The sequence below is a fragment of the Zhurongbacter thermophilus genome, assembly GCF_026184435.1.
Classification (GTDB): Bacteria; Coprothermobacterota; Coprothermobacteria; order Coprothermobacterales; family JAADFF01; genus JAADFF01.
The window spans coordinates 1,479,141-1,502,715 of record NZ_CP046447.1 but is presented as its reverse complement, the minus strand read 5'-3'; the positions used below and the strand labels follow the sequence as shown (position 1 = coordinate 1,502,715).

Annotated in this window: 17 protein-coding genes; 10 read left to right on the top strand and 7 right to left on the bottom strand. The window is 40.2% G+C overall.

The window, feature by feature from the left end; genetic code table 11:
• Positions 1-12: 12 nt before the first annotated feature.
• Positions 13-1,569 carry a hypothetical protein gene (locus GM182_RS07520; protein WP_449186492.1) on the bottom strand — a complete coding sequence of 519 codons (1,557 nt, stop codon included), beginning with the start codon at positions 1,567-1,569 and terminating at the stop codon, positions 13-15.
• Between the two features lie 754 nt (positions 1,570-2,323).
• Between GM182_RS07520 and GM182_RS07515 the strand changes: the two genes are divergently transcribed.
• Positions 2,324-7,030, top strand: a complete 4,707-nt coding sequence (locus GM182_RS07515; protein ID WP_449186491.1) for a PDDEXK-like endonuclease domain-containing protein — start codon at positions 2,324-2,326, stop codon at positions 7,028-7,030.
• 3 nt (positions 7,031-7,033) lie between these two features.
• On the opposite strand, the gene GM182_RS07510 is transcribed toward GM182_RS07515, so the two are convergent.
• Positions 7,034-7,561 carry a DUF998 domain-containing protein gene (locus GM182_RS07510; RefSeq protein WP_449186490.1) on the bottom strand — a complete coding sequence of 176 codons (528 nt, stop codon included), beginning with the start codon at positions 7,559-7,561 and terminating at the stop codon, positions 7,034-7,036.
• 83 nt (positions 7,562-7,644) lie between these two features.
• Between GM182_RS07510 and GM182_RS07505 the strand changes: the two genes are divergently transcribed.
• On the top strand, positions 7,645-8,640 hold the full coding sequence (locus GM182_RS07505; RefSeq protein ID WP_449186489.1) for an AF_0692 family protein: 996 nt from the start codon (positions 7,645-7,647) through the stop codon (positions 8,638-8,640).
• Between the two features lie 56 nt (positions 8,641-8,696).
• Positions 8,697-9,014, top strand: coding sequence for a YbjQ family protein (locus GM182_RS07500; RefSeq protein WP_449186488.1), 318 nt, complete (start codon positions 8,697-8,699; stop codon positions 9,012-9,014).
• A gap of 35 nt (positions 9,015-9,049) precedes the next feature.
• On the opposite strand, the gene GM182_RS07495 is transcribed toward GM182_RS07500, so the two are convergent.
• The 3 genes from GM182_RS07495 to GM182_RS07485 all read right to left on the bottom strand — a co-directional run bounded on the left by GM182_RS07495 (position 9,050) and on the right by GM182_RS07485 (position 13,900).
• Positions 9,050-11,332, bottom strand: a complete 2,283-nt coding sequence (locus tag GM182_RS07495; RefSeq protein WP_449186487.1) for a methyl-accepting chemotaxis protein — start codon at positions 11,330-11,332, stop codon at positions 9,050-9,052.
• A gap of 113 nt (positions 11,333-11,445) precedes the next feature.
• Positions 11,446-13,050 carry a methyl-accepting chemotaxis protein gene (locus GM182_RS07490; protein WP_449186486.1) on the bottom strand — a complete coding sequence of 535 codons (1,605 nt, stop codon included), beginning with the start codon at positions 13,048-13,050 and terminating at the stop codon, positions 11,446-11,448.
• Between the two features lie 151 nt (positions 13,051-13,201).
• Positions 13,202-13,900 carry a DUF2202 domain-containing protein gene (locus GM182_RS07485; RefSeq protein WP_449186485.1) on the bottom strand — a complete coding sequence of 233 codons (699 nt, stop codon included), beginning with the start codon at positions 13,898-13,900 and terminating at the stop codon, positions 13,202-13,204.
• 142 nt (positions 13,901-14,042) lie between these two features.
• Here GM182_RS07485 and GM182_RS07480 point away from each other — a divergent pair, with 142 nt between their 5' ends.
• Genes GM182_RS07480 through GM182_RS07455 form a run of 6 tightly spaced genes read left to right on the top strand, consistent with a single transcriptional unit; the run spans position 14,043 to position 18,656 of the window.
• Positions 14,043-14,930, top strand: a complete 888-nt coding sequence (locus GM182_RS07480) for a DMT family transporter (protein WP_449186484.1) — start codon at positions 14,043-14,045, stop codon at positions 14,928-14,930.
• Positions 14,923-15,279: a DUF302 domain-containing protein gene (locus tag GM182_RS07475; protein ID WP_449186483.1), complete on the top strand. Its 357-nt coding sequence runs from the start codon at positions 14,923-14,925 to the stop codon at positions 15,277-15,279. Before GM182_RS07480 ends, GM182_RS07475 begins: the two co-directional genes overlap by 8 nt.
• 26 nt (positions 15,280-15,305) lie before the next feature.
• Positions 15,306-16,001 (top strand): aspartate/glutamate racemase family protein, encoded by a 696-nt coding sequence (locus tag GM182_RS07470; RefSeq protein WP_449186482.1) that lies wholly within the window; start codon positions 15,306-15,308, stop codon positions 15,999-16,001.
• A 58-nt stretch (positions 16,002-16,059) separates the two neighbouring features.
• Positions 16,060-16,854, top strand: a complete 795-nt coding sequence (locus tag GM182_RS07465; protein ID WP_449186481.1) for an amidase domain-containing protein — start codon at positions 16,060-16,062, stop codon at positions 16,852-16,854.
• On the top strand, positions 16,782-17,069 hold the full coding sequence (locus tag GM182_RS07460; protein ID WP_449186480.1) for a ferritin family protein: 288 nt from the start codon (positions 16,782-16,784) through the stop codon (positions 17,067-17,069). The genes GM182_RS07465 and GM182_RS07460 overlap by 73 nt, the downstream gene beginning before the upstream one ends.
• 18 nt (positions 17,070-17,087) lie before the next feature.
• A complete protein-coding gene (locus GM182_RS07455) occupies positions 17,088-18,656 on the top strand; it encodes a stalk domain-containing protein (RefSeq protein ID WP_449186479.1) in 1,569 nt (522 codons plus the stop codon).
• Here GM182_RS07455 and GM182_RS07450 read toward each other — a convergent pair.
• On the bottom strand, positions 18,643-19,770 hold the full coding sequence (locus GM182_RS07450; RefSeq protein WP_449186478.1) for a 5-methylcytosine restriction system specificity protein McrC: 1,128 nt from the start codon (positions 19,768-19,770) through the stop codon (positions 18,643-18,645). The genes GM182_RS07455 and GM182_RS07450 overlap by 14 nt on opposite strands.
• Positions 19,748-21,748 (bottom strand): McrB family protein, encoded by a 2,001-nt coding sequence (locus tag GM182_RS07445; protein WP_449186477.1) that lies wholly within the window; start codon positions 21,746-21,748, stop codon positions 19,748-19,750. Before GM182_RS07445 ends, GM182_RS07450 begins: the two co-directional genes overlap by 23 nt.
• A 361-nt stretch (positions 21,749-22,109) precedes the next feature.
• On the opposite strand from GM182_RS07445, the gene GM182_RS07440 reads away from it, so the two are divergent.
• Positions 22,110-23,558 carry a hypothetical protein gene (locus GM182_RS07440; protein ID WP_449186476.1) on the top strand — a complete coding sequence of 483 codons (1,449 nt, stop codon included), beginning with the start codon at positions 22,110-22,112 and terminating at the stop codon, positions 23,556-23,558.
• The last annotated feature ends 17 nt before the right edge of the window (positions 23,559-23,575 follow it).

Sequence of the window (23,575 nt, the reverse complement as noted above, 5' to 3'; positions counted from 1 at the left end):
TTCCCCGCAGCATTATGCTGCGAGGACATAGGTTTCTATCCATTTGAGCACGGTGGGAGACCAACCATATATTTGGTAGATATCGTGTTGTTTCTTTGCCTCTTCTGGAAATGGATTTGTTTCATATGGATCAACACGAATGAGTATGGCCTTAGCATTGGAAAAGATTTTCTTATATTTTATCCAGTATCCTAGCCAGCCCTCGCCCCATTCCATGGAATCTGTTATAAATACGATATAGTCTGCCCTTATCTTGCGATGTATCATATACCTTACTGGTTCTTCCATAAATGTGCCTCCGCCCGATGCAGTGACAATTTTTTCGGCTACATCAAAGGGCGTATCTTTTAGCGTGACCATGTCTTCATAAACTTCGGTATCCCATGGTACGATCTTGGCGCTTGGCACAATGGACCTAATCATGCCTGCCATAGCACCTGCGATGTAGGAGGGTATGTTAGATCCTATAGGTGCTGTCATAGAGCCTGATATGTCTGGAGCCACAATCCATCTGCCGTTCCATGATGTGTTTTGCATGAGTTTTCCTATCTCGGGTAATATGGCTTTTAGTATATTTATAACTTCGGTTGTAATGCCGGTGTCGGGAGTATCTTGTGTATACATATAAAAATTGTAATGGTTAGGATTCTTTAGTGCAAGGGCGGTTGTAATGATACGATGTGGAAATGTCTTGGCTTTATAAAGGGCCTTTGCCGTTAGCCTATCTTTGAGCCATGGCAATGTATTTTCATTAATAGCCCCGGTTCTGATGAGCTTACTGAGATATCCTATGAGCATGCCCGTGCCCATAACCTTCATGAGTGCCTGCCATATGGCTGGGTCGTCTGGTACTCCACTGCCTATAATAGTGGCTGGATCAAGCCTATATCTCACGATGATATCCGACGCTTTGTCATACTGTTTTTCTTTCAGCAGGTTTTTGACAAGTTCAGTTGCCGATATCTGTGGGTATTGTTTATAGGCTGCTATCAGTTTCTCTTCTGGTATATGTTTTCTATATGCCACAACATAGTCATATATAGGGTTGTTCTCTTCAAAGTGTGTTATGCGTATAGCATCAGCGATTTGTCTACGATATTTCACTGCATAATATTCGTTTGTGTTGTGTTTTATCCACTCTTTAATTGCCGACTTCACAGCCCGTCCAAATCCCATGCCCATGGCCCGTGTAAAGGTGAGAAAGTCTTCAAGATCGCCGCCTGTATGAATAATCATTGAAAATGCTTCTTTAAATATATCAGGTGCGTATTTGCGGAGTATTATAAGACCTATTATTGGCATTGTCCTCATGAACCCATCGTTGCGAGCTTCGACAAGAGCACCGGCGAACCATGTTGGGTCTTCTAATGCTACTTTATGAAAAGTTGACATGGCTAAAGATAAATTGGCTTCTGCTGTTGCGTAGTATGTATTTCCAAATGAGCCCGTCATGAGTAACTGATGGGCAAGCTCTCTGTCCGATTTGTTCCAAGCAAGAGCTCCTGCAAGATTTATGGTCTCAGCACCGTGAAACCGGAACTTCTTCAGTGTGTTTACAATATTGTTCATATAGGCATACCCTCCTTTTCATGGGATGTCTTTGTCTGTAGTATGGGTGTGGTATTTTTCACCTCTTCTTGCCCGCCAGTCACCTCCCAAATTTTCAAATGTTAACTTTCCATTCATACTCCCAGTGTTTTTTCCCGATACTCTCTTTCCTGGTTGTTGGAAAACTTTTCAAGTTTCACAGACTGTTTTTGTTTACGGGTATGCCATTTGTTATGCTATTTGATGCTGAGCCAATATAACGTAACGCCTCCTTGAAACACCTAGGCCAAGAGAAGATGCTTTTTAAGGTCTTTTCCTCTCGTTGAACCCCCTTCAGCACCTCGGCAAGGGTTCTGAGGACAAGTGGAGAGAAAAATATTTTTTTGTGCACCATGAGATGATAGGTTTGTATTCTAATTGGAAGATGACATTGATACTACCCGGAGCGTTGTTAATTGACCTATGGATTGCAAGGTATGGATCTAGCTGATGTGACATATCTAAATAGTGAAAAGGTGCACCGCCCAAGGGTTTCCATTGTTTTCGCCGTTGAAATCTCTCCAGCACCTCAGAACCATTTAGGACACTTGGGCGGGCGGAGTCAACTCCGCTTCCCTCATGCACAGCTAGTGTACAACATGATGCAAGAGGTTGTCAATTTACACTATGTCAATTTTTGTTGATAAAAGTGTAAATGAAGTGAAGCAATATGTGGAAGACTTACGACTATGTGATAACATGAAAGAGAAATAGGCTTAAAGTAGGGGGTTGGCTGTTGGAAAGTAAAGAGATACTGCATACGTATAAAAAGAGGCTTTATGACCTCAGTAAACGTAATAAGACTTTGTATCTTAATCGATTAACCCATCATTATGTTGATTTGGATTTATGGTATAGATATGGCTTAAAGCAGATTATAGAAGACCATATAAATAGAAATGTCAAAGATAAAAGTAAAAAAAGGATAGTATCTATAGAAGACTTTGTCAAGTGGTTTATAGATAAGAGATTCACTGTTGAAGGAATTTTTGAGCCACCTTCTTCTGAAGAGGAGCGGATATATAAAGATGTATATAACCGCCTTGTGAAGATTTATCGTGATGCTCGACAAATTTACAATATGAGAGGTATGTATACCCAATATATTGGCTGGCCATTTATTGAGGGTTTATTACCCGACATGCCTATTAGAGCACCTTTGTTTTTATTCCCTATGGCTGTTGACATAAAGAAGAATAGGATACGAATAACTTTTTCTGATGATTTGGATACTGTCTATCTTAACGAAAGTCTATTTATAGCACTTAGCCATTATGATGGCATAGACATTCCAGACGATGCTAAACAAGAGATGTTGAGCATTGTTTCGAATGGTAGGTTTAAGCTGATTACTCGTTTGCAGAAAATAGAGTTTATTTTAAGAAGATATATAAAGGATATACATTATTCTCCCAATTCGGTAATGAAAAAGTTTTATGCTAGCTTTAATGAAGATGTTAACTATTCTCTAAAGCCTTATGCAGTATATGGTATTTTTAGGAGAATATCTGGTGCTATTTTAAAAGATTATGAGAGATTAGAACAGTGTAATAGCTTAGGGCTTATTGAAGACTTACTGGGTGATAGTGTCTATGAAGTTGACTCAAATATTAATCTTGATAATATTCATGAAGCCAAGAAGATGTTTGTTTCCGAGGCAGATCCTAGTCAAGAGAGAGTGATTATGTCTTTTGTTGAGTCTGATGCCAAGGGTATTGTTATTCATGGTCCTCCTGGTACTGGTAAGTCTCAGACAATAGTAAACTTGATATCACAGCTTTCTTCTATGAGAAAAAAGGTTTTAATGGTATGTGAAAAGAAAACAGCCTTAGATATTGTTGCCAAGCGTCTTGATGCGTCAGGTATTCGTAACTTTGTGCTCGTTCATGATGTAGACAAAGATAGAGATCCTGTGTTAAAGAAAATGAATTTGTTGATTTCTAATACAGAGGGTGGTGCTTCTACAAGGGGTGAAAAATATAGAGCTATTCTAGAGAAACAGGCAGAAAGTTTTATGCAGTATATACAGGTTTTCAATAATATTCACAAGGTACTGACAGAAAAAGATAAAATAACTGGTATACCATTAAGAATGTTATATAGTCTGTATTTAAAATATGAAGAATATGAAAATATTGATGATCAAGATCTTGCCAGGGTATTACAAGAATATTCCTATGATATTTTTGTTAAAACAGTGAATAAACTAACCTCTCTTCTTCAATATGCTCGCTATGATATTAAGCCTATTACCGATAGATTGTCTTGGAAAGACCTTGGTGATGAAGATAAAGTGGTTATAGAGAGTGTTTTAAATGAGATAGACGGCATATTTCAACAGAAGAATATGGAGAAGATTTTACTACACTATCCTTTATTGAAGAGACTGTATGACATGCTTGTGCAAGAAGTTGTGACATTTGTTGTTCATAGAGATGATTTACAAGAATTAATAAAATTGTCTAATATATTAGAAAGCGTAGATTGGCAAAGGTATACTTTTGCCCGTGACGAGCTTTTGGAGCTTGCCCATTTCCCTTGGGAAGAAAGGGCATATAAGTTTCAGAAAGGAAAGAAGATTAAACCACTTATAAAACCTCTAATTACACTATTTCAATATGCTCCTCTTGTCTCTAAAGGTAGAAAACTATTTGGTACTATAGATGACATAGTTATGAACATTAGTGGAGATATAGAACTCGTGCATCGTAGATTGCAAAGAACAACTGTTATGTTGAAAAAAGAAGATATTGATGTAGTAGAAGAACTCATTGATAGATATGAAAAGTTATTTCATAAGTTGGAGGTAGAAATTGGCTCTGTTGAGGTTATTAAATGGCAGTCCATTGTTGAAAATAGTGATATTGTAGATGCTTATAGGGAATATGTATCTCGTGGTATGTTTAGTAAGATATGGTCTTCTTTGACAGATAAGAAGATAAAGCGTGTAAAGTCTATTGTTTCTGAGATAGCACAATCTATGAATGTTAAAGAACACGATATTGTAGCCATAGCCGACAGTATCTTACAGCTGAAACATTATTTCTTTGAGGATATTCCCAATGAATTAACAAAAGATTCGCTAAGAGAGTTTATTCAAGACAAGAAATTTCTTCTTGAAGCATGGGATACTTACTATAAACTTCGTGAGCATATTCCCGGTTTAATGGCAATTAGTCTTGATGACATGAAGCGAAAACTCCATGTTATTTACGATTATGCTGTAGGTCTTGTAGAAATTTACGAGGTTAAGGATATTATTAATGAATATTTTAAGGATGTGGATTTTTCTGACAATGTTGCACTGGATAAAATGGCAGCATATAGGGGTATGGAGCAAAATGTTATTGCATTTTTCAAGTTAAAAAATATAACACTGAAAGATTTTCTTCTGTATATAGAGAGCTTACTCTTGTCAGATTTGCCGGAAGTAATTGATAAAAAATCTTGGAGGGAATATATTGAAAAGAAAAAGCGTCAGGTAGAATTTTGGGAAGATTACTATCGTATTGCCCCTATTTATGGTCTATCTGAAACACCATCCAATGAGATAGATGATATTTTTAGAGAGAGTGGGGAAGCTATAGAGCGTTATAGCGATAAATACAAAGAATATATGGGTTATACATCTGCTCTTGGGAAGTACTTTAGTCGGATAGACTTTTCGCATAAGGAGATTAAAGATTTACAGGAATTGTTGGCACACTTTGATGACCTAAGATACTTAGATATTAAGCTGTCGGAAATGTCAAATAGTGATAAATTGCTATTGGAATATTTAAAGAGATACGAAGTTGGCAGTATATGGAAAACTTATATTAGTGTGCATATTGGCCGTATAGAGAGAAGCAAGAAGAAGTTTTCTTACCTAAAGAAAATAGATGAATATCCTGCATTGCGCCAAAAGGCGCTTCAAGTACTAGAAGAAAAACAAGGTATGGTGCGCCAATATGTTGGATCCAGGTTAGAAATGTTCTATGTAGAACCTAAATTGGCTAAGAAGATAGACCGTGAAGCTAATAAGAAGCGTAGAAAGATACATCTAAGAGAGCTTATGCAGTTGTATGAAGATAATGTTGCTGTTTCAAATATATTGGAGACTGTTCCTATATGGCTTATGACCCCTGAATCTGTTTCTAGTACATTTTCTCTGATTAAAGGAATATTTGATGTTGTTATATACGATGAAGCTTCACAAATACCCATAGAAAATGCTATTCCATCTTTATACAGAGCATCTAAAATGGTTGTGGCAGGTGATGAAAAGCAGTTGCCGCCGTCCTCCTTCTTTAAAGTTTCGGTGGACGATGATGAAGATGGGATAGATGAAAAATCAGATGAGATAGAAGTAAAGTCGTTACTTAGTCTTGCCAAGATGAAATTCTCTACAGTTCTCTTAGGTTTCCATTATCGTTCAAGGTATGAGGCACTTATAGCATTTTCTAATTATGCTTTTTATGATGGCAAGATAGCCATAGTTCCAGACTATACACTAGGTAATCCTTTTGAATATATTAAAGTTAGAGGTGTGTGGGTGAATAATAATAATAGAGCAGAAGCGGAAAAAGTAGTGGAAATAGTGGAGGGTATATGGAAGACAGAACCAACGAAATCTATTGGTGTTATTACATTTAATAAAAAACAGGCGGATCTTATATACGACATTTTGGAATCCAAAGCCAGCAGGGACTCATATTTTTCTGGATTGTATGAAAAGGCACAAAATCTTGTGCAAGACGGAGAAGATATGAGTTTCTTTGTTCGCAATTTAGAGAATGTGCAGGGCGATGAAAGAGATATTATTATATTCTCTATAGGTTATGCTCCTACACCAGATGGCAAGATGTATATGAGATTTGGACCTTTAAGTCAATCGGGTGGTGAAAATCGCCTTAATGTAGCCATTACCCGTGCAAAAGAAAAGATCATAGTTGTTGCATCTATAGAACCAGAGGATCTGAGGGTTGAATCAGTTAAAGGTAGAGGTTCTAAATTGCTAAAAGAGTATCTTAAGTATGTCAGAGCATATGCAAGGGGAAATAAACTAGAGGCTGAAGAGATATTAAAAGGCTTAACTTCTGTATCCGAGCAAATATCTGTTAGTAAGGTGCGCTTTGACAGTCCATTTGAGAAGGAAGTGTATGATGCACTTGTCAAGTTGGGATATAGGGTAGATACGCAGGTTGGTGTATCCGGCTATCGTATAGATCTAGCTGTAAAGCACCCAACCAACGATTATTATGTTGTGGGTATAGAATGTGACGGCGAGCTATACCATAGCTTGCCTTCGGCGAAAGAGAGAGATATCTTTAGACAGCGCTTTTTAGAGACTAAAGGATGGAAGATTATAAGGGTGTGGAGTCGCCACTGGTGGAGGAATAAAGAAGCAGAGATATCCCGTTTGAAAAAGCTTGTAGATGCAGAGATAAGAAAAAGGGGATAGGATCTATGTGATGCTTATCCCCTCCCACATATTAAATACCCCTATCAGCACCAGTGCATAGGTTTCTGCCAGTGCAATGGATGGGAAGGGTATCAAGAAACCTGCTATAAAGAGGGCAAATAGTGTTATGCCGAGCCATGTTTTTCCTCTGCCTATACAGTAGAGCGGTATGCCTATGAAATATTGCCAGAAAAACCATAGTGCTACAAAGTCGTGGGGTTTTGTGCCTTTATGAAATAGGCCGATGAAGAATATGAATATAGCTGCCATGGTGATGAAAGATCCTCCTACAGTCTGCAATTTGTTTTCTGATTTGTAGATGAGATATATGGCAAATATCAGCATGAGAGGAGACACAATAAACATTAGTCCGTAGTTGAATATCCACATGTTCTTAGCGTGTGTTGTGCCCAAATCGCTATAGGCATTGTGCCATATTGAGAACCATGGGTTGTATAGGCTGGATACATATGCGATAACAAAGAAGAGGATAACTGCCGATATACCTGTCCACTTTATCCATCTTTTCACCATCATCACCTCCGAGCTGGTGAATATCCCTATTTATAGGATAGGATAATATAAAGGGATGCATAGGAAAGTAGATGATCAATATGATATTTGATTCAAATAACAGTAGTATTCCGAAATATGTTCGGTATTACTTCTGGTTTATGCTAACAATCTTGTCTATATTCTTTGCCGAAGTGATTTCTGCCTCAACCCCCTATGCTTTCTTGAAATTTTCCGACTTCATCACATTGTCTCTTATATATGGGCTTCATATTCTGGTGCTAGGTGGTATCGTATATGCCTATGGAGAGCCAAGTTTTAAAACTCTGTATCCTGCTGGAGTACTGTTTGGACTTTATGAGGCATATATTACCAAAGTTCTTTTTCACCCATGGTGGCATGCAGCTTTGAATATTGGGGGTATATCTGTGTTTGAAGTTCTTACCATAGCCATGTTCTGGCATCCTCTCATGTCTTTTATGGTGCCTCTTCAGGTGGCTCAGATGTTCACCAAGGATAGGAAGGTATTTCTTAGATTTGTCTTTGAGCATCCCTTGGTGTTTGCTGTTTTCTGTGGAGTTATTGAGGCGATGGGGACACAAAACATAGGGGTTTCCGTTGTCTCTCTTCTTAGCGGTTTCTTAGTGGTTTTTGTTGTCTTAGGTGTATGGATATTTGTTCTGCACGGAGATAGATATGATATGAAAGCTCTGATGCCACAAGGTAAGGAAATAAGTGTGTTGGCTATTATGTTGCTACTGCTATATATCGTGCTTGGTTTCTTGTGGAGGCCTGAAGCACTCTCCGGTATATATGCCCAGATGTTTGTCTGGTGCTTGTATATATTCTTTGGATGGTTGTTGTATAGGAATATTCGGCAATATGAGGATCTTGATAATAGTGTTCAAGTGTATACAAGAGTGTTACTGTTAAAGGTAATGATTTTTGGGCTTGGTGTAATGGCAACTGCCTTACTTACAGATGTTATAGCTGCATATTTTCCATCTGTAGTGTTTGCTTTGAGACTTGTTGTTTGGTTGGGTATGGCAGTATTGTCTCTACTATTTGTCGGATGTGCTTTAGTATATATAAAATAAATGATAAAAATATATGATAACCGTAAATATTACAGTCTTATTAGGAGGTGCTAAGTGTGATTGTAACTACAACACCTACGGTAGAAGGAAGAAAAATCGTAAAGTATCTTGGGGTGGTATGTGGGGAGACTATAGTGGGTACAAGTATAGGAAGGGACATTCTTGCCAGCCTAACAGATATCTTTGATGGGCGATCTTCAGAGTATGAAGATGTTGTTAGAGCTGCTCGTGACGCCGCTATGAAGAAAATGATAGAAGAGGCACAGAATATGGGGGCCAATGCTGTTGTGGGGGTAGATATAGATTACGAAAGCATTGGGCAAAGCAATATGATGATGGTGTCGGTTTCTGGTACGGCTGTGATAGTAGAGTAAAAAGGGCGCCCCGAAGGGGCGCCCTCACAACATCTTTACACTTTAAACTTACTTAGCAGGGTTTGGAACACGGAAACCTCGTCTTCTATCTTTTCTACGGCATCTCTAAGCTGTCTGGTAACCTCTTCCATGCTCTGGGTAGAGGCAGATATCTCTTCTGCTGTGGCACTGTTCTCTTCGGCTACTGCGGCAATTTGCTCTATGGCACTGGAGATAACACCCACCTGGTTTCTGATGGACTCTACACCATCTATAATCTCGTTGATCTTTACGACAATCTGCTGGGTATCTTCTCCAAGCTTGGCTGTGTTGTCTGCAACCTGCATCAGCCTCTGACCCTCTTCCTCAAGCACTCTAAACTTCGTTTCTATCTCTTTGACAATGTCCTCAATCTTGGTAAGTAGCCCTCTGAGTATGTTTCTAATATCAGAAGCGCTCTCCTCAGATCTCTCTGCCAGTTTTCTAATCTCATCGGCAACAACGGCAAAACCTCTTCCTGCCTCTCCAGCCCTTGCTGCCTCTATAGCTGCATTGAGGGCAAGAAGGTTCGTTTGCTCGGCTATTTCGGTAACGGTATCTACTATAGAAGATATGTTTTCTGCCATCTGGTTCAGTTCCATAGCAGACTGCACCAGTGTGCCAAGGCTTTCCACTTGGGATCCCAGCTCTGTGGCAATCTTTACAACATTTTCTGCGTTGTCGGCAAGGGCAGATATGGTGGCGTCAACGACTTCCTGTGATGCTTTCGCAGAGGCTGCCATCTGCTCGGCACTCTCCATTATCTGCGAGGCACTTTCCGCGGCATTGGTTGCCTCATTAGCCTGCTGGGTTGCCGCTTCTGCAAGCTGGGCCACAGCATCGGTCAGCTGGGCTATGCTATCGTTCATATACTCGGCTGCCTCAGCAAGTTGCTGTGAAGAGCTTTGCAGAGAGTTGGTGGCCTTGAATATGTTTAATACAAACTCTTTTAGCGATTGTAGCAGGTGCTGTAGAGCAGATACAAGGTATCCAATTTCGTTTTTGAAGGGATAATGTGGTAGTTCTACGGTGAGGTCTCCCTCAGAGGCTTTTATTGCGGCCTTTGCTATTTCTCCCAAACTACCCAGTAGCCTCTGAACATAAATAGATGTGACGATAAGCGTAAGCAGGGCTATCACAATAATGGTTATAGCTATGCTGTTACGGGTGCTATAGAATCCGGCAAAGTATGCATCCCACACCTTATATCCGAGTATCCAGCCGTTGGGAAGGTGTGTTATTCTGATTTGGAAGTCTCCCATTTTATCTTTGCCCTTTATCCATTCTCCATCTTTGGCTTTCAATATGCCATTTTCCCACAGCTGTTTATGAAATTCTATTTCTTCCTTGGTAAGGCCAAGTTGCTGAATTTTTTCGTTGTATATCTTCTGATATCCTGTGTCTTTAAGAAGGCCGTATTTATCTGGGTCAAAGGCAAGCCCTACAAATCTCTCATCTGGGTGGGCTATAACGATAGAGTTTTCGCCCCACAAAATGGGTATACCTAATACCTTGTCACCTTGCTTGGTGACATAGGTTTTTACCATATTCACAAGCGTTTGGAGGTTAAAGTCTATACCAACGACGCCAACAATTTGACCATCGACGGATACCGTCTGGGCCAGTGTTACTATGATATTGCCCGTGGTGAAATCTATGTAAGGATCCGTGTAAACAAGTGTTCCGGGATGCTCCATGGCTAGCTTGTACCATGGTCTTACCCTTGGGTCGTATTCATCTGGACTTAGTATTTGAAGGGTGCCAAGTAGCATAAATCCATCTTGCCAACCCATATATACATTCTGAACATTAGCTCCCCCTATTGTTTTCTGAGCATGTCTGAATAAATGGGTAATCTCCAGATATTTCTTGGCTGTACTGCATTCGTCCTGTGTAATAATATTTTCTCTACACGCTTTAGAAATCAGCTCATCGGCCTTGGCAAGGTTTTCGTCGCTGTTGATGACATTTTGCCACTGTGTAAGTTCTGGCACATTAAGTTCTTGTGCCGCTTTCATGATAATTTCTCTTGCCTGTAAAGGGTCGGTAAGACCAACATCTGAGACCTGCTTGACAAGGTTTTTCAGAGGTGTTTCACCACTGGCTTTTAGCCAGTTGGTAATATCTTTTTCCATGGCATTCTCTACCATGTTAACCTGTCCATATAAGGTCCCATCGGCGAATGTTTTGAATTTTTCCAAAGAAAACCATCCAATAAGAGCTGGAATAAGTAAGGCAAGAATAAGTGCTAAGACAAACATTTGCATTCGCAAATTACCAGAAGACTTTTTAGCAGCCATAAAGATTCCCCCCTTAGGTGTTGTTGCTAAGATATTTAGCTTCTAAACATATTATATGTCTATAGCTTAAGAGAATATGTGAAAGACATCTGCTGTTTTCATAAATAAAACATTTATAGTGCGGATTGCTTGTTAATTTTCTCTATGCACGACGATAGCGTTTCTGATAGCTCTTTGCTTATAAGCTTAGCTTTGTCGATGTAAGAGGGGGGAACTTTTTCTCCATTTCTTATCAGAGAGATAACCTCTTTTCCTATGTTATGTATTTCTCTGTGTAATGTGTCAATTTTGTCCATGAAACCTTCGCACCCAGGTATGTTGCCTCCTAACATGAGAAGACTAAGCCCAAAGGAACATCTCTCAGGATTGGTTTCAAGGGCTGATATGGGTTGTCTACCCTCTACGATATCCGTTAGAATTCTTACCCATTGCCTGTGACTATCAATAGCTTCTTTGAGAAGAGATATAATTTCTTCCTTTCCCAGTATTTTAAACTGAGATATATTTGAGAGTTCTTCTTTGGCTGTGTTGATAAGAATTTGAGAATTGCGTAGAGAAACTTCCAACTCTCGTATTGCCTGTTCATATAAGCGTGTGGCATTGGCTATTTCTGCACTAACTTCTTCCATGCTACCGCTGATGTTTTGGACAGATGCGTTCATCTCCTCAATAGATGCATATATCTTTTCTGCTATACCTGACAGCTCTATTGCCTGTCCGCCAATGTTATCTGCCTCGTGGGCTATGGCTTCTGCCGATTGTTTAGTCTTGGTATTGAGAACAAGTGTATCTCGTGTTTTAATCTGTACATCGCTGGCAAGCTTGTTTAAGGTATCAATGCTGTTGGTTATGTCTTTCAGGTTTTTGGCTATCTCATCGGCGGACTCACGGGACAGCTCTGCCAGTTTTCTGACCTCATCGGCAACAACGGCAAATCCCTTTCCTGCCTCACCGGCTCTTGCTGCCTCAATAGCGGCGTTAAGGGCAAGGAGGTTTGTTTGCTCTGCTATGTCTGAAATGGTCTTAACAATATCAGATATCACAGCGGCCTTTTTGACCAGCTCTTCGGCTGCATTCTTTAGCTGACTCATAGCTCTCAGTGTTTCCTGCATGCTCTTCAGTGTCTTATCTGAGATTTCAAGATTATTTATAGATAGAGAGCCTATATTTTCTGCGGCTTGTCTAAATACCTCGGCACTCTCCGCCAGCTTTTCTCCTGTTTCTGAAAGACTATTCATATTAGATGCTATAACTGTGGCAGAGTGGGCTGTTTCCGATGCCGTGTGGTCTATGCTTTCAAGTAGATGTGAAACAGATTTTACACTCTCTATACCCGTTTCTAAACTGCTTGCTGTTCTGCTTGAATATGTGGAGAGGGTTTTTAGGGCGCTAGCCAGAGAAAACATAATACTTCTGGCAACTCCTAATATGTCTTTGAGCATCTGAGCCACCATGCCGATTTCATCTTTTCTATTCATCTTTATTTCTATGGTGAAGTCTTTGTTCTTGGTGATATAGGACACAGTTTCTGTCAATGTATCAAGGGGTTTTAGAGATATGTGTAATATGAAAAAGTTGGCAATTATTACACCAATGACAGCCAATATGATGGTCCACAATATCTTTGGCGGTGCAGGCCATATGAGAGCCAATGCAACAATTCCACCTAGTGTTATAATGCCAGCTGTCCACAGTGTGACTTTGGTTTTTAGCGACACATTTACTCCCTCCCCAAGTTAAACTTTTGAGCCTGTGGGATATTTTAGCATGCTAAACAACAGAGAAAAAGAAACGACTTAAGGGGGAGGGAGTTATGTTAAAGAGGATATATAAAAAGGGACCCTGACAGGGTCCCTCGGCATTATGTTCTTAGTTTCCGCCGTTTCCTTTACCGTGCCCCTGAGAACCAGAGATAATTTCATTGTATCTTTCTGGTGATAGTTTTTGTGGAGTATAGGTAATACCCTGTTTTTCAAGTGCACTGACAAATGCCCTAAGGTGGTTATAGGAACCACTTCTAATATTTTCGTATACCTGCTTTATGTCTGCCTTGTCAGTACCCTCTATAGCCTTATCAAGGTCTATAATGTCTACCTCTTCAATAAGAGCACCTACTTTTAGTGCCTCTACAAGAGATTCTCTACCTCTTGCCACAAGGTCGTTGTAGAGTTTCTGAAGATCTGGATTTTTAAATTCTCCCGGTTTCATGTCTGCTGTGGGATCCTCCAGTCCATATTTCTCTATAAGGCCCCTAACTTGGTCCATATGGGTTTGTTCGGCCTTGCTAATGTTTAAGAAGACCTCATCTTTCCATATATCATAGAGTTTTGTGTATACATCTCTTGCCAGTTTTTCTTCCTCAGCCATATAAAGAAGTTCCTCTTTTTCCTGTGGTGTTAAGGCTGTGGTGTTTGTAGTGTTTTCACTGGTAGTAGTGGTTTGTTGGGTTGTTGTGCTTGTGTTAGTGTTACTTGTATTGTTGTTAGTGGTTCCACAACCGGCAAAAGAAAATGCTACTGTGACAATTAACATGATTACTACTAAGCTACTAAATAATTTTTTCATCATACATCCCCCTCCTTGTCAAGGTTTTCCTATAAATATTTTATACTTGTCAAATTGTTTTCACAAATATATACGCACGAGGCTTCTCATTGTGACACTATGGCATACTGTATAATGTGAAAAATAAACTTGGGGGAGGAGAGGGATGACTGCACGAGCCAAAGGTCTTTTATATATGGCTTTTACTGTTGTATTGTGGGGAGTGTCTTTTGTTGCCACAAAGGTTCTTGTGGGTACTGTGCCCCCATTTACCGCCGGTTTTCTAAGATTTGTTCTTGCTGTGGCCATCTTGTATGCACTTGTGCGTATCCCCATACAGTATCGTGGAAAAGATAAATACTATGCCATGCTTGCCGGTTTCTTTGGGGTCACTATGTACTTCGTCTTTGAGAACACAGGGTTAAAGTTTACAACAGCCACCAATGGTTCCCTTATCGTGTCATCAACCCCGGTATGGTATCTGGTAGTGCGTGATCTAATTGACAGAAAGCCATCTGCACTTATCAGATACATAGGTACCATCATGGCATTTATCGGTGTGGCTATTATTGTATTCAATGGTAGGTTTGTGTTGAAACTCAACCCACTGGGTGATACGCTCATGTTTGGTGCAGCGTTTGCGTGGATTTTCTATACGGTATTTGTTGAAAAGCTTTCGGGTTACGATGAACTGCCACTAACAAGGGATATCAGTCTGTGGGGTCTTATCTTCTTCATACCTTTTACACTCTATGAGCTAATGAGGACACCGGTAGAATTTTCTAAATGGTTTACCCCGTCTGCGTGGATAGCCCTTATATATCTTGGTGTGTTTTGCTCTGCCCTTGGTTATCTCATGTGGAATAAGGCCATAGCCCTTGCCGGTGGCAAAACAGTGACCAATGGGCTCTATTTTATTCCACTTGTCACGGCCATAGCGGAGTTTTTCATATTGGGAAATAGTCCCAATATCTATACCATTGTTGGTGGTATTCTTACGGTGCTCGGTACATATATTGCAGAAAAAGATGTTGGAGGTGAAAACAATGATTAGTGTGAGAAGAGAGTTTGAGAACATGAGTGTGAAAGAGGTAGAGGAGAAGCTGAAGGAGGAACTGGCTTCTCGCGGATATAAGGCAGTGCTCGAACTAACACCGAGCGACATCGTTAAGGACAAACTAAGGGAAGATATGCCCATTTATCGCATTTTGTATATCTGCAATCCCAAAGATTTCTACAATATGACAAAAGTTGATTACGATATAGGCTCATTTGCCCCATGTCCTGTGCTCATCTACGAAAAAGATGGTAAGGCATACATCTCCCTTAGCGTGTGTGAAGAGGTTGTAGATATATTAAAAGAGCCCTTTGAAAAGGTCAAAGAGGCTATAATGGCAGTGTAAAAACTTTGTAGGGGGAGGGGTTGAGTATGGAGAAACTGAAAAAGATTGGTATCTTGGGAGGTTTGAGCCCTGAGTCTACTATTCCGTATTATCAGTATCTGGTAGACCTCAGTGCAAAGCATTTGCCCGAGCTTGTGTATCCGGAGATTGTTATCTACAGTGTCAACTTCGGTGAGGTTGTAGCCAATATGCGTAGTGGCAACGCCGACAAGGTCAGAGATCTTTTCCAGAAAGTTCTTGACCATTTCAATGACATGGGTGTAGAGGTGTTTGCTATTGCATGCAACACCATGCATATACATCTTCCTTATCTCAACACATATGACATGGAAGTTGTCCATATTGTTGATGTTGTAGGCGATGAGGCAGAGAAGCACGGTTATAAGAAGCTTATGCTCTTTGGCACCAAGAGACTCCTTGACAGTGGCCTTTACAAGGAGATGCTCGGTAAAAGGGGCATAGAGGTTATATACCCCGAAGAGGAAGATGCTATCGCCATTGATAAGCTCATATTCAGACTGGGCAACGGTGAGATTAATGATGAGACAAGGGCAGAGGCTATGAAGTATGTAGAGAAATATAAAGATGCCGCCGATGCCATCATACTTGGTTGTACAGAGCTACCCCTTGTTGTACCCGAGGGTGAGTATAACACTCTTGATACAACACATCTGCATGCCAAAGCTATCTTCCGCAAGGCAACAGGTATAGATGTAGAGTAGGAATGTGTCAGCGAGGCGGGGTATCCCCCGCCTCTTTGCATATCTGGGAGGATTGATGGTGAGGTTTAAGCATATCCTGTCTGTAGCTACTGTTCTTGTCTTATCTGCGGTGATATCCTTTGCAATGTGGAGACACGCAGGGGAGAGGCTTGTGTCATATGATGGGGAAGATTATAGTAAGGACATTGCACTTTCTGCTCCAGCCATGATTCACTATGCCCAGAAGTGGGCCCATAGTAGGAATCCCCAGTTTTATCACTACACATTCACATCGCAGATACTTTATGCCGGTGGTCTGCCTATGATAAAGGTGCCGGGAAAAGCTTGGTATCACTACAGCAGATATGAGATATGTGGGCTGGGTAGTATCACAGGTATAGAGCACCGGTGCAGACGATGGTATGTGTCCCGCTCATGGACCTTTGTTGACGATTTTAGGGAGTGGATAGTGAAAAGGGTGAAAATGTCCGATGCCACTTATATCGGTGTTCCTATGGATAGGTGGCATACCCCCGTGGTATTTGAAGACTACCTTAATGAATATGTGAAAAATGGTGTTGCCATTTTGCAAGTAGACTTAAATGGTGTGCGTGGCCCTGACCACAATGTGTTTGTATATAAACAAGATGGCCACTGGTATATAGCAGCACACTCTCCAGACATGAACGATACGATATCCCGACTCTGGACTCCATTTATATTTGCCAAGAAAGTGTGGCTGATACGCATTCACAATGTTACCCACCCGGAGGAGTATAATGCCAATAGGAGGCGATATATATGGCAGGAAATCTTTATGAGAAAAGTCTTTCCCCGGATGCCCTTGATATCCATAGGGCTATTTCCTCACTAATTGAAGAGCTAGAGGCGGTAGATTATTACAACCAGAGGGCAGAGGCCACCGCTGACCCTGAACTTAAGGCTATTATGGAGCACCACAGAGATGAAGAAAAAGAGCATGCCGCTATGCTCATAGAGTGGCTCAGGAGAAAGGACCCGGCATTTGCCAAGGAACTAAAAGAGTATCTCTTTACAGAAGGTAGTCTCATAGATATAGAAAACAGTTAGCACTTGGAGGGGTTTTATTTGAAAAAGTGGCTGGTTTTGATATTGGTGCTTGTCTTGATGTTGGTTAGTGCACCCGTTTATGCACTGAATAGCTCTATTGCAGTTTACAGTGGTAAAAAAGGCGATCATGTGTGGTATCTCTTTGTGCCCGACAGTCCAAAGATGGCATACATCTATGCCCTTCACACTGCTCGTGCAGTAGATAGTGCCAAGGAAGGAGCATATTACCTTGCATTGTCTTTAAACGCTGCTGTACTTATATATGGACAGGATACAGATGCCGACAGAAACAAGCTGCTTGGTGATGCCATTTTTCATATGGCATATGAAAATGAGCCCGGTGATGGTGTATCTTCCAATTATCTTCTGCACCTTATAAATGCCCGTAGAGATATGGTAGACATTGTGTCCCAGTATACAGATGTTCCTATTGCCGTGGTGGGTGCCTCTAAAGAGGGATGGGTGGGCTATTTCCTTGTTGATGATAACCGCGTCAAATACATTGTCCCCGGGCTGTTTAAGATGGAAGATTTGTGGGGTGGTGTGCTTGAAGCCCAAAGTCAATGGGGATGTGATAATAACTATATCAATCCATATGTTAGTGCAAATCCTGAAAACATGCTACCGGCCCTTGTTGCCCTTGAGCTGAAAGGTCTGATGCCCTATGTAGATGCTAAAACCTATGTCATGTCTGCTTCTGACAGATACGACCTTACCATATGGACAGTATCCCAGAGGGGCACATATGGTGAGCACGATGGAGAGTATTTTCCACTGGGAGTGGCTGAGGGACACTTTGTAAAAAAGATGTCTGAAAAGTATAAAGTGCATTACACATTCGGGGTAGAGAGTGATGAGTTTCTCTATAAAACTATTAGCCCCATGCTCCTTGGGCTTTCTGGCGATAAATATATTCCCTCTATGCTATCTGCCACTTATACATTAAAGGATAATATCTTGTCTGTTACTGCGACAGGTGGTAGTGGAGAGTATATTCTATATGTGGGGTTTGCACCTACCGGTATGTGGAATGCACCCGGTGTGGAGTGGAAATCATCTGATATATCTTCTACAGTGGCTGTGACATCGTCAGATGCCGTGGCTTTCTATGTGGGTGACAAGATATATCCCATAACATCTCCTGTTTATGAGGTGCGTGGTGCCATGAAAAGGTGCTATACATCTATTAGGGCTGTGCTTCTATATATTGGTGATAAAAACTACTCTGTGTCGTTTTATGACTATCCCTCTTCTCATGGTGTTTCACGCTACACTATGGACACGGTGCCCATTATCAAAGATGACCGCACCTTTGTGCCTTTGAGATTTGTTGTAGAAGCCCTTGATGGAGAAGTGTATTGGGACGGGACAGACAGAAAAGTTGATATCTATCTGAAAGATAATCATATAGCCCTGTGGATAGATAAAGACACATATGAGGTAAACGGTGAGAAAAAGACCATGGATACAGCTCCATTTATAAGAGACAACCGCACCATGGTGCCCATCCGCTTTGTTGTAGAAGGTTTAGGCGGTCAGGTCTGGTGGTATCCGGGGTCCCGCTCTGTCATGATCATGCTGAAGTAGAGGAATGAAGGAGATTTTGAAATCTTATTCCTATCCAATTTATGTCTACTGTTTGATTTTGTAGATGTACCTGTGTATATTCTGTTGTATCTCCGGGGTAGTATACAAAGGCCTTTTTGCTGCCTAATGCCATGGCATATGTTAATACTTGATATATAACCTCTTTTCCCATCTTGTCAAATGGTCTATATTTGGCGTCGGCTGGGTTCTTTTTATCTATGACAAAATCGGGGCGTATAGATTCTGCCTTAATACCACTCCTAATGTTTATGCGTTTTTGATATTCTACATGGGAATGTGTGGCTTTGAGATATCTTAATGTGGCAAGTTCGAATAACTTTGCCATGTCTAGAAAAAATCCAGAAAATGAAGTATTGCCTGAAGAGGTTTGGGGAATACCCCTTAGTAATAGTTCGGCTATTCTAATTATTGGTAAGTAGTGCATGGTGTTTCTATTGACAACCTTTTTGGCATCGCTCAGTAGAGACTTTCTTAGTGGATGTATATCTATATGCAAATTTTCTAGCGTATCTATGATTTCAGATAGTTTTTCTTTGGCACTTGCCGACTGTGTGTATCTATAAAGAAAATATGCCGTTGATAGTGTAAGCATGTTTAATATAGTGTTTTCCTTTCTGTACCACTTGATGGTAGGCAGTTTCCCGGTAAAGGGTATGTATCTTGTTATATGCCTCATTTGAGGTCTTCCTGATATTGTGTTTGATTCAGCAATTTGTCTGATATATTGTTTTTGTAGGCCTCTTCTTATAAGATGGCGGGTTTTTTCACAAAATATCATTGCTATGATGTCTGGCAATGATAAATATGTTTGTAGTGTGCTTCCTTTGGTTTCTTCATACCATTTTGGGGGCATATATAGGGCGTATGCAATCATGGAGATAAGCTCTGCATTTTCCAGATGGGGCTTAATGTGTATGGTTGTATCTCCTATTTTCGCCGTTCCTACCTTACCCTCAGAGATTATATATTTTTCCGATGCTGTATATATAACTTTAATAATATTTTCGCTGACAAGATATTCTATAGCTTGAGCCAGGTTATCCTTTTTGGGATAAGGATGGGGTGTCCATTCAGTCAGTGTCAAAGTCTTCATTGTTCTCTTGCTCTATGATGTCTTCTTTGTAGTTTTCTGGCAGATTTTCTATAAGAGCTGATATAAGTTCTTCATCGGTTTTGGGTAATAGTTTTCCATCTTCTGATAAAATGTTAGTTCCTAAAACTTGCTTGACAGACTGAAAATCTCCTCTGAAGTATTCCTCAAGTAGAGGGATAATTTCACTAACAAGTCTTCGTCTTAATTGGATTATGTCTTTTATGGGTTCATTGCCTTCCATAAGATAGGAGTGACCTATGAGTAGGTCATATGCTTCTTGTCCCAATACCTCTACAAGTTTTTTGTTGATATGCTCCAGCCATTTGTGTAGTGGAAGTCCTTCTATATGGCTCTTTATTACTTCGTAATTGGGCCACATTCTGTAAAACGCAAATCTTCTCCTTAGTGCCGCATCTACCATTGCAATAGACCTATCTGATGTGTTCATAGTTCCTATGATGTAAAGGTTGTTAGGAAGAGTGAATTTCTCTCCACTGAGCGGAAGAGTAATATATATGCTCTCTCTTTTGTCTTTTTCAAGTAATGTAAGTAGTTCTCCAAATATGCGAGCTGTATCTCCTCTGTTTATCTCATCAATAATGAGAATATAAATGTTGTCTTTATCAGCTTGTGCTTTCTGTGCAAGGCTTTTCAATATGCCATCTTTAATTTCATAGTGTATATGACCATTTTTTATGGTGGTTTTTATTCCTTCTATAAAGTCATCGTATGAATATGAAGGGTGAAAAGTTACCATCTCTATAAAATTATCTACTTTTTCCTTTATGCCATCTGAATATGTGTCACCAAAGTTCTCCCTCGCTACTATGTAGCGTGCACTTTTTAAAGCCATATATGTTTTTCCTGTTCCCGGTGGTCCGTAGAATATGATTTGTTTTTTTCTTCGCAGGGTTGCCCATATGTCTTTTATGTCTTCTGGTAATGTGGCTGGATAGCCGGTGATTATATGTGTTGTTTTACCTTCTAATTTGGATACTTCTATGTCTAATATGGCTTCTTCAACAGAGATGAGTTCTTTACTATAGCGAATGAGACCTTTGCCATAGAATTGTTTTATGGTGTTGTCTGTTTGACAGAATACTTTTTTGTCGATGTTTGTTGATAGGAAATCAATAGGTAAGCTATTGTCGGTAAATGATTCTAGAGAATATCCATATGCCACTAAATGGCAATTGTCATCTGTTATATATATACGAGTCCCTGGGCGAGAGTTTTTGATTGCAGGAGGGATATTTTCTTTATCCCAAATAAAAACACCTGTTTTTAGTAATTTGTAAATATTTTCTAACGATGTGGGTAGTTTCACATATGGATGTTTGTAGTTAATACCATATCTCGGATGGAGTAGTTCCATTTCTAAGAAAGATTGATATCCTGTTTTTTCTTGTAGATCTTTTAGTTGTTTGTCATTTAGGTAGTTTTCTAGAAATGGTTTGTAGGTCATTGTTATGGGAACAGAGTATATGGCAGTTCGCGTGTGTATACTAGAGATTGTTTGGGGAAATAAAATATGATAGTACTTATGTACCCAAGCTCTATAAAAGATGTTTTTTATTGTAGGCAGTTTAGATTTTAACTCGTCTGGGATAGATGCTAAAAACTCTTCGTGTATTTGGAGGAATTGTTTTTCTAGTTCTTCATAGGTTTGAACCCCTTTATATACTTTCTCTACTTCTTCTGCACCTTTTATTATTGCATTCCTTATAAGGGTTGCAAGCCAAATAGCAGATTCTTCAGGAATTTCTATATCTTGTTTTGCCTGTTCTTTTTCTATGGGAGAGAGATTTTTCCCTATGGTTTTAGATGTCCATCTACCGTTTATCTCAGAATATTGAAATAGAATGAACTTGTCTGCATTTCCGCCCCAAATGCTACCAAAGGCGTTAGCACTATAACTAGACATATTTAGTTGTTCTATCCAATATGCGAAGCTATCGTATTCCTTGTTTCCAAACATCTTGTATAGTAACTCTTTCCCCTGTAGTTTCATTAAATTTTCAGGAGACCACTTGCTTAAAAACAGTTCTCTCATCTATTGTTTGATTTTAGGAGGAATATATGTTCCCTTTTCCCTGGCTATTTCCGTGTATTTTTCAATGCGTTTTCTCAGTAAACTATATTTATCCATGGGTGTCACACCTCTTTTTCTTTTATTGTACTCTTTAGTTTTCACTCTTGCTCCTTCGGACTTATTCATAAAATGCGTTTTATAATCTCGGCCGAGATTGTAAAATAACAGTCGTTCTTGGAAAAACATCTCTGATATGTCGTGTTTGTCCCTCTCAGCGGTACAATACCTATGAAAGGGGGGAACCACTATGAAGTACAGAAGGTTTTTATATATTATTGTCTTTATGCTTGTTTTATCTATAGTGTTTATGGGGTGTGGCTCGGCAACTCATAAGCCCGAAGAGTCTACGGGGGCGGGCCAGGGAAATACATCTACCCAAACGGGGATCTCAGGAACGGAGACTTCCACCACTGGGGGTGGTAGCGGTGCAGATACTTCTATAAATTTGCCAAAGTATACGGGCACACCGTTTGCCGTTTTCCAGAAAGGGGAAAAGGTTGTTATAGAGGGCAGAGGCGGTGAGTCATTTTCCACAGATGGCACACTCATGAGTGCCATATCTCAGGGAAGGTATATATATCTGTTTGTGCTGAAAGAGGAGAAACTTCACCTTATCAAGTGGAATGGTGAGGTGGTATTTGACAAGGTTATAGATACAGAAAAAGAGCCATTCAATATGTGGAGGCGTGCTGTTTACTATGAGGGATATATAGCCACATATTACCTTACGAAGGGAAGAAACAGTTTTCAGAGGGTTCTTGTAGTTGATGGGGATGGAAACAAGGTGCTTGACTGGGCTCCGGAGCCAGGTCCTCTATTCATATCTTCATTGTCTATGGGAGATGTGGAGGGACACAAGGCTGTTTTTATAGCCGTAAAAGATGGTACATTCGTCTCTGTGCTTCTGGATGGCAAAGTGCTATGGTATGCCAAGCCTAAGCATGCTCAAGATGCCCTCGCGGCCATTTATGCAGAAGATACAATACACGGTATATATGCTGAAAATGTTTTTAAACAACATCTTGTGGTGATAGACACCCTCTCAGGGCATATAAAAGGTGACTTTACATTAGACCGTGAGGGTACACGGGTTTATGCCCGCTGGATAGACAGAAAGGGAATACTGTTGGCAGATGATAGACAGAAGAATTTCTATGTAGAGCTGTATGGAGAGGGCGGCAAAGAAGCCCAGTATGAGCTAAAAGGTCCTGTCAAGATGATAGCAGTGGTAGGTAGTAAAGACGATGATATGCCCGTGGTGTTGTATTACCAGCACACACAGGGCTACACGGTTGTAGCCCTTGATGGCTCTCTTAATGCAAAGTGGCAGTATGAAGGTGATATAAAGAGGTATGCCAAGCTGCTTAATATAGATAGCATAAATAACACCATAGTGGGATACATAGGTGCAGATGGCTATATGCATGTGGTGCTGTTATCTCCGGATGGGAAAAAGATATTTGACTACAAGAGTGATAAGCTATATGCCCTGTATCCGTCATACAGTCGCAGAGATGATATTCACCCTGTAGCATATGCAGGACCAGATAACAATGGTGTCTTGCTTCTTGACAATGCAGGTAAGGTGGTATGGGATATACCTGTGTCTTCAGATGTCCATATTAAAGACCTTTATCCATCTGGTAATGGCTATGTTGTAGAGGCGGGAGACAGCACTTTTTATGTGATGCCGTAGATGGCATTGGATGTATA

Coding starts and splice junctions, on each gene's coding strand:
- GM182_RS07520 (WP_449186492.1), bottom strand. CDS start 1,569: ATGAACAATATTGTAAACACACTGAAGAAGTTCCGGTTTCACGGTGCT.
- GM182_RS07505 (WP_449186489.1), top strand. CDS start 7,645: ATGATATTTGATTCAAATAACAGTAGTATTCCGAAATATGTTCGGTAT.
- GM182_RS07495 (WP_449186487.1), bottom strand. CDS start 11,332: ATGGCTGCTAAAAAGTCTTCTGGTAATTTGCGAATGCAAATGTTTGTC.
- GM182_RS07485 (WP_449186485.1), bottom strand. CDS start 13,900: ATGATGAAAAAATTATTTAGTAGCTTAGTAGTAATCATGTTAATTGTC.
- GM182_RS07480 (WP_449186484.1), top strand. CDS start 14,043: ATGACTGCACGAGCCAAAGGTCTTTTATATATGGCTTTTACTGTTGTA.
- GM182_RS07475 (WP_449186483.1), top strand. CDS start 14,923: ATGATTAGTGTGAGAAGAGAGTTTGAGAACATGAGTGTGAAAGAGGTA.
- GM182_RS07470 (WP_449186482.1), top strand. CDS start 15,306: ATGGAGAAACTGAAAAAGATTGGTATCTTGGGAGGTTTGAGCCCTGAG.
- GM182_RS07460 (WP_449186480.1), top strand. CDS start 16,782: ATGGCAGGAAATCTTTATGAGAAAAGTCTTTCCCCGGATGCCCTTGAT.
- GM182_RS07450 (WP_449186478.1), bottom strand. CDS start 19,770: ATGAAGACTTTGACACTGACTGAATGGACACCCCATCCTTATCCCAAA.
- GM182_RS07445 (WP_449186477.1), bottom strand. CDS start 21,748: ATGTTTGGAAACAAGGAATACGATAGCTTCGCATATTGGATAGAACAA.
- GM182_RS07440 (WP_449186476.1), top strand. CDS start 22,110: ATGAAGTACAGAAGGTTTTTATATATTATTGTCTTTATGCTTGTTTTA.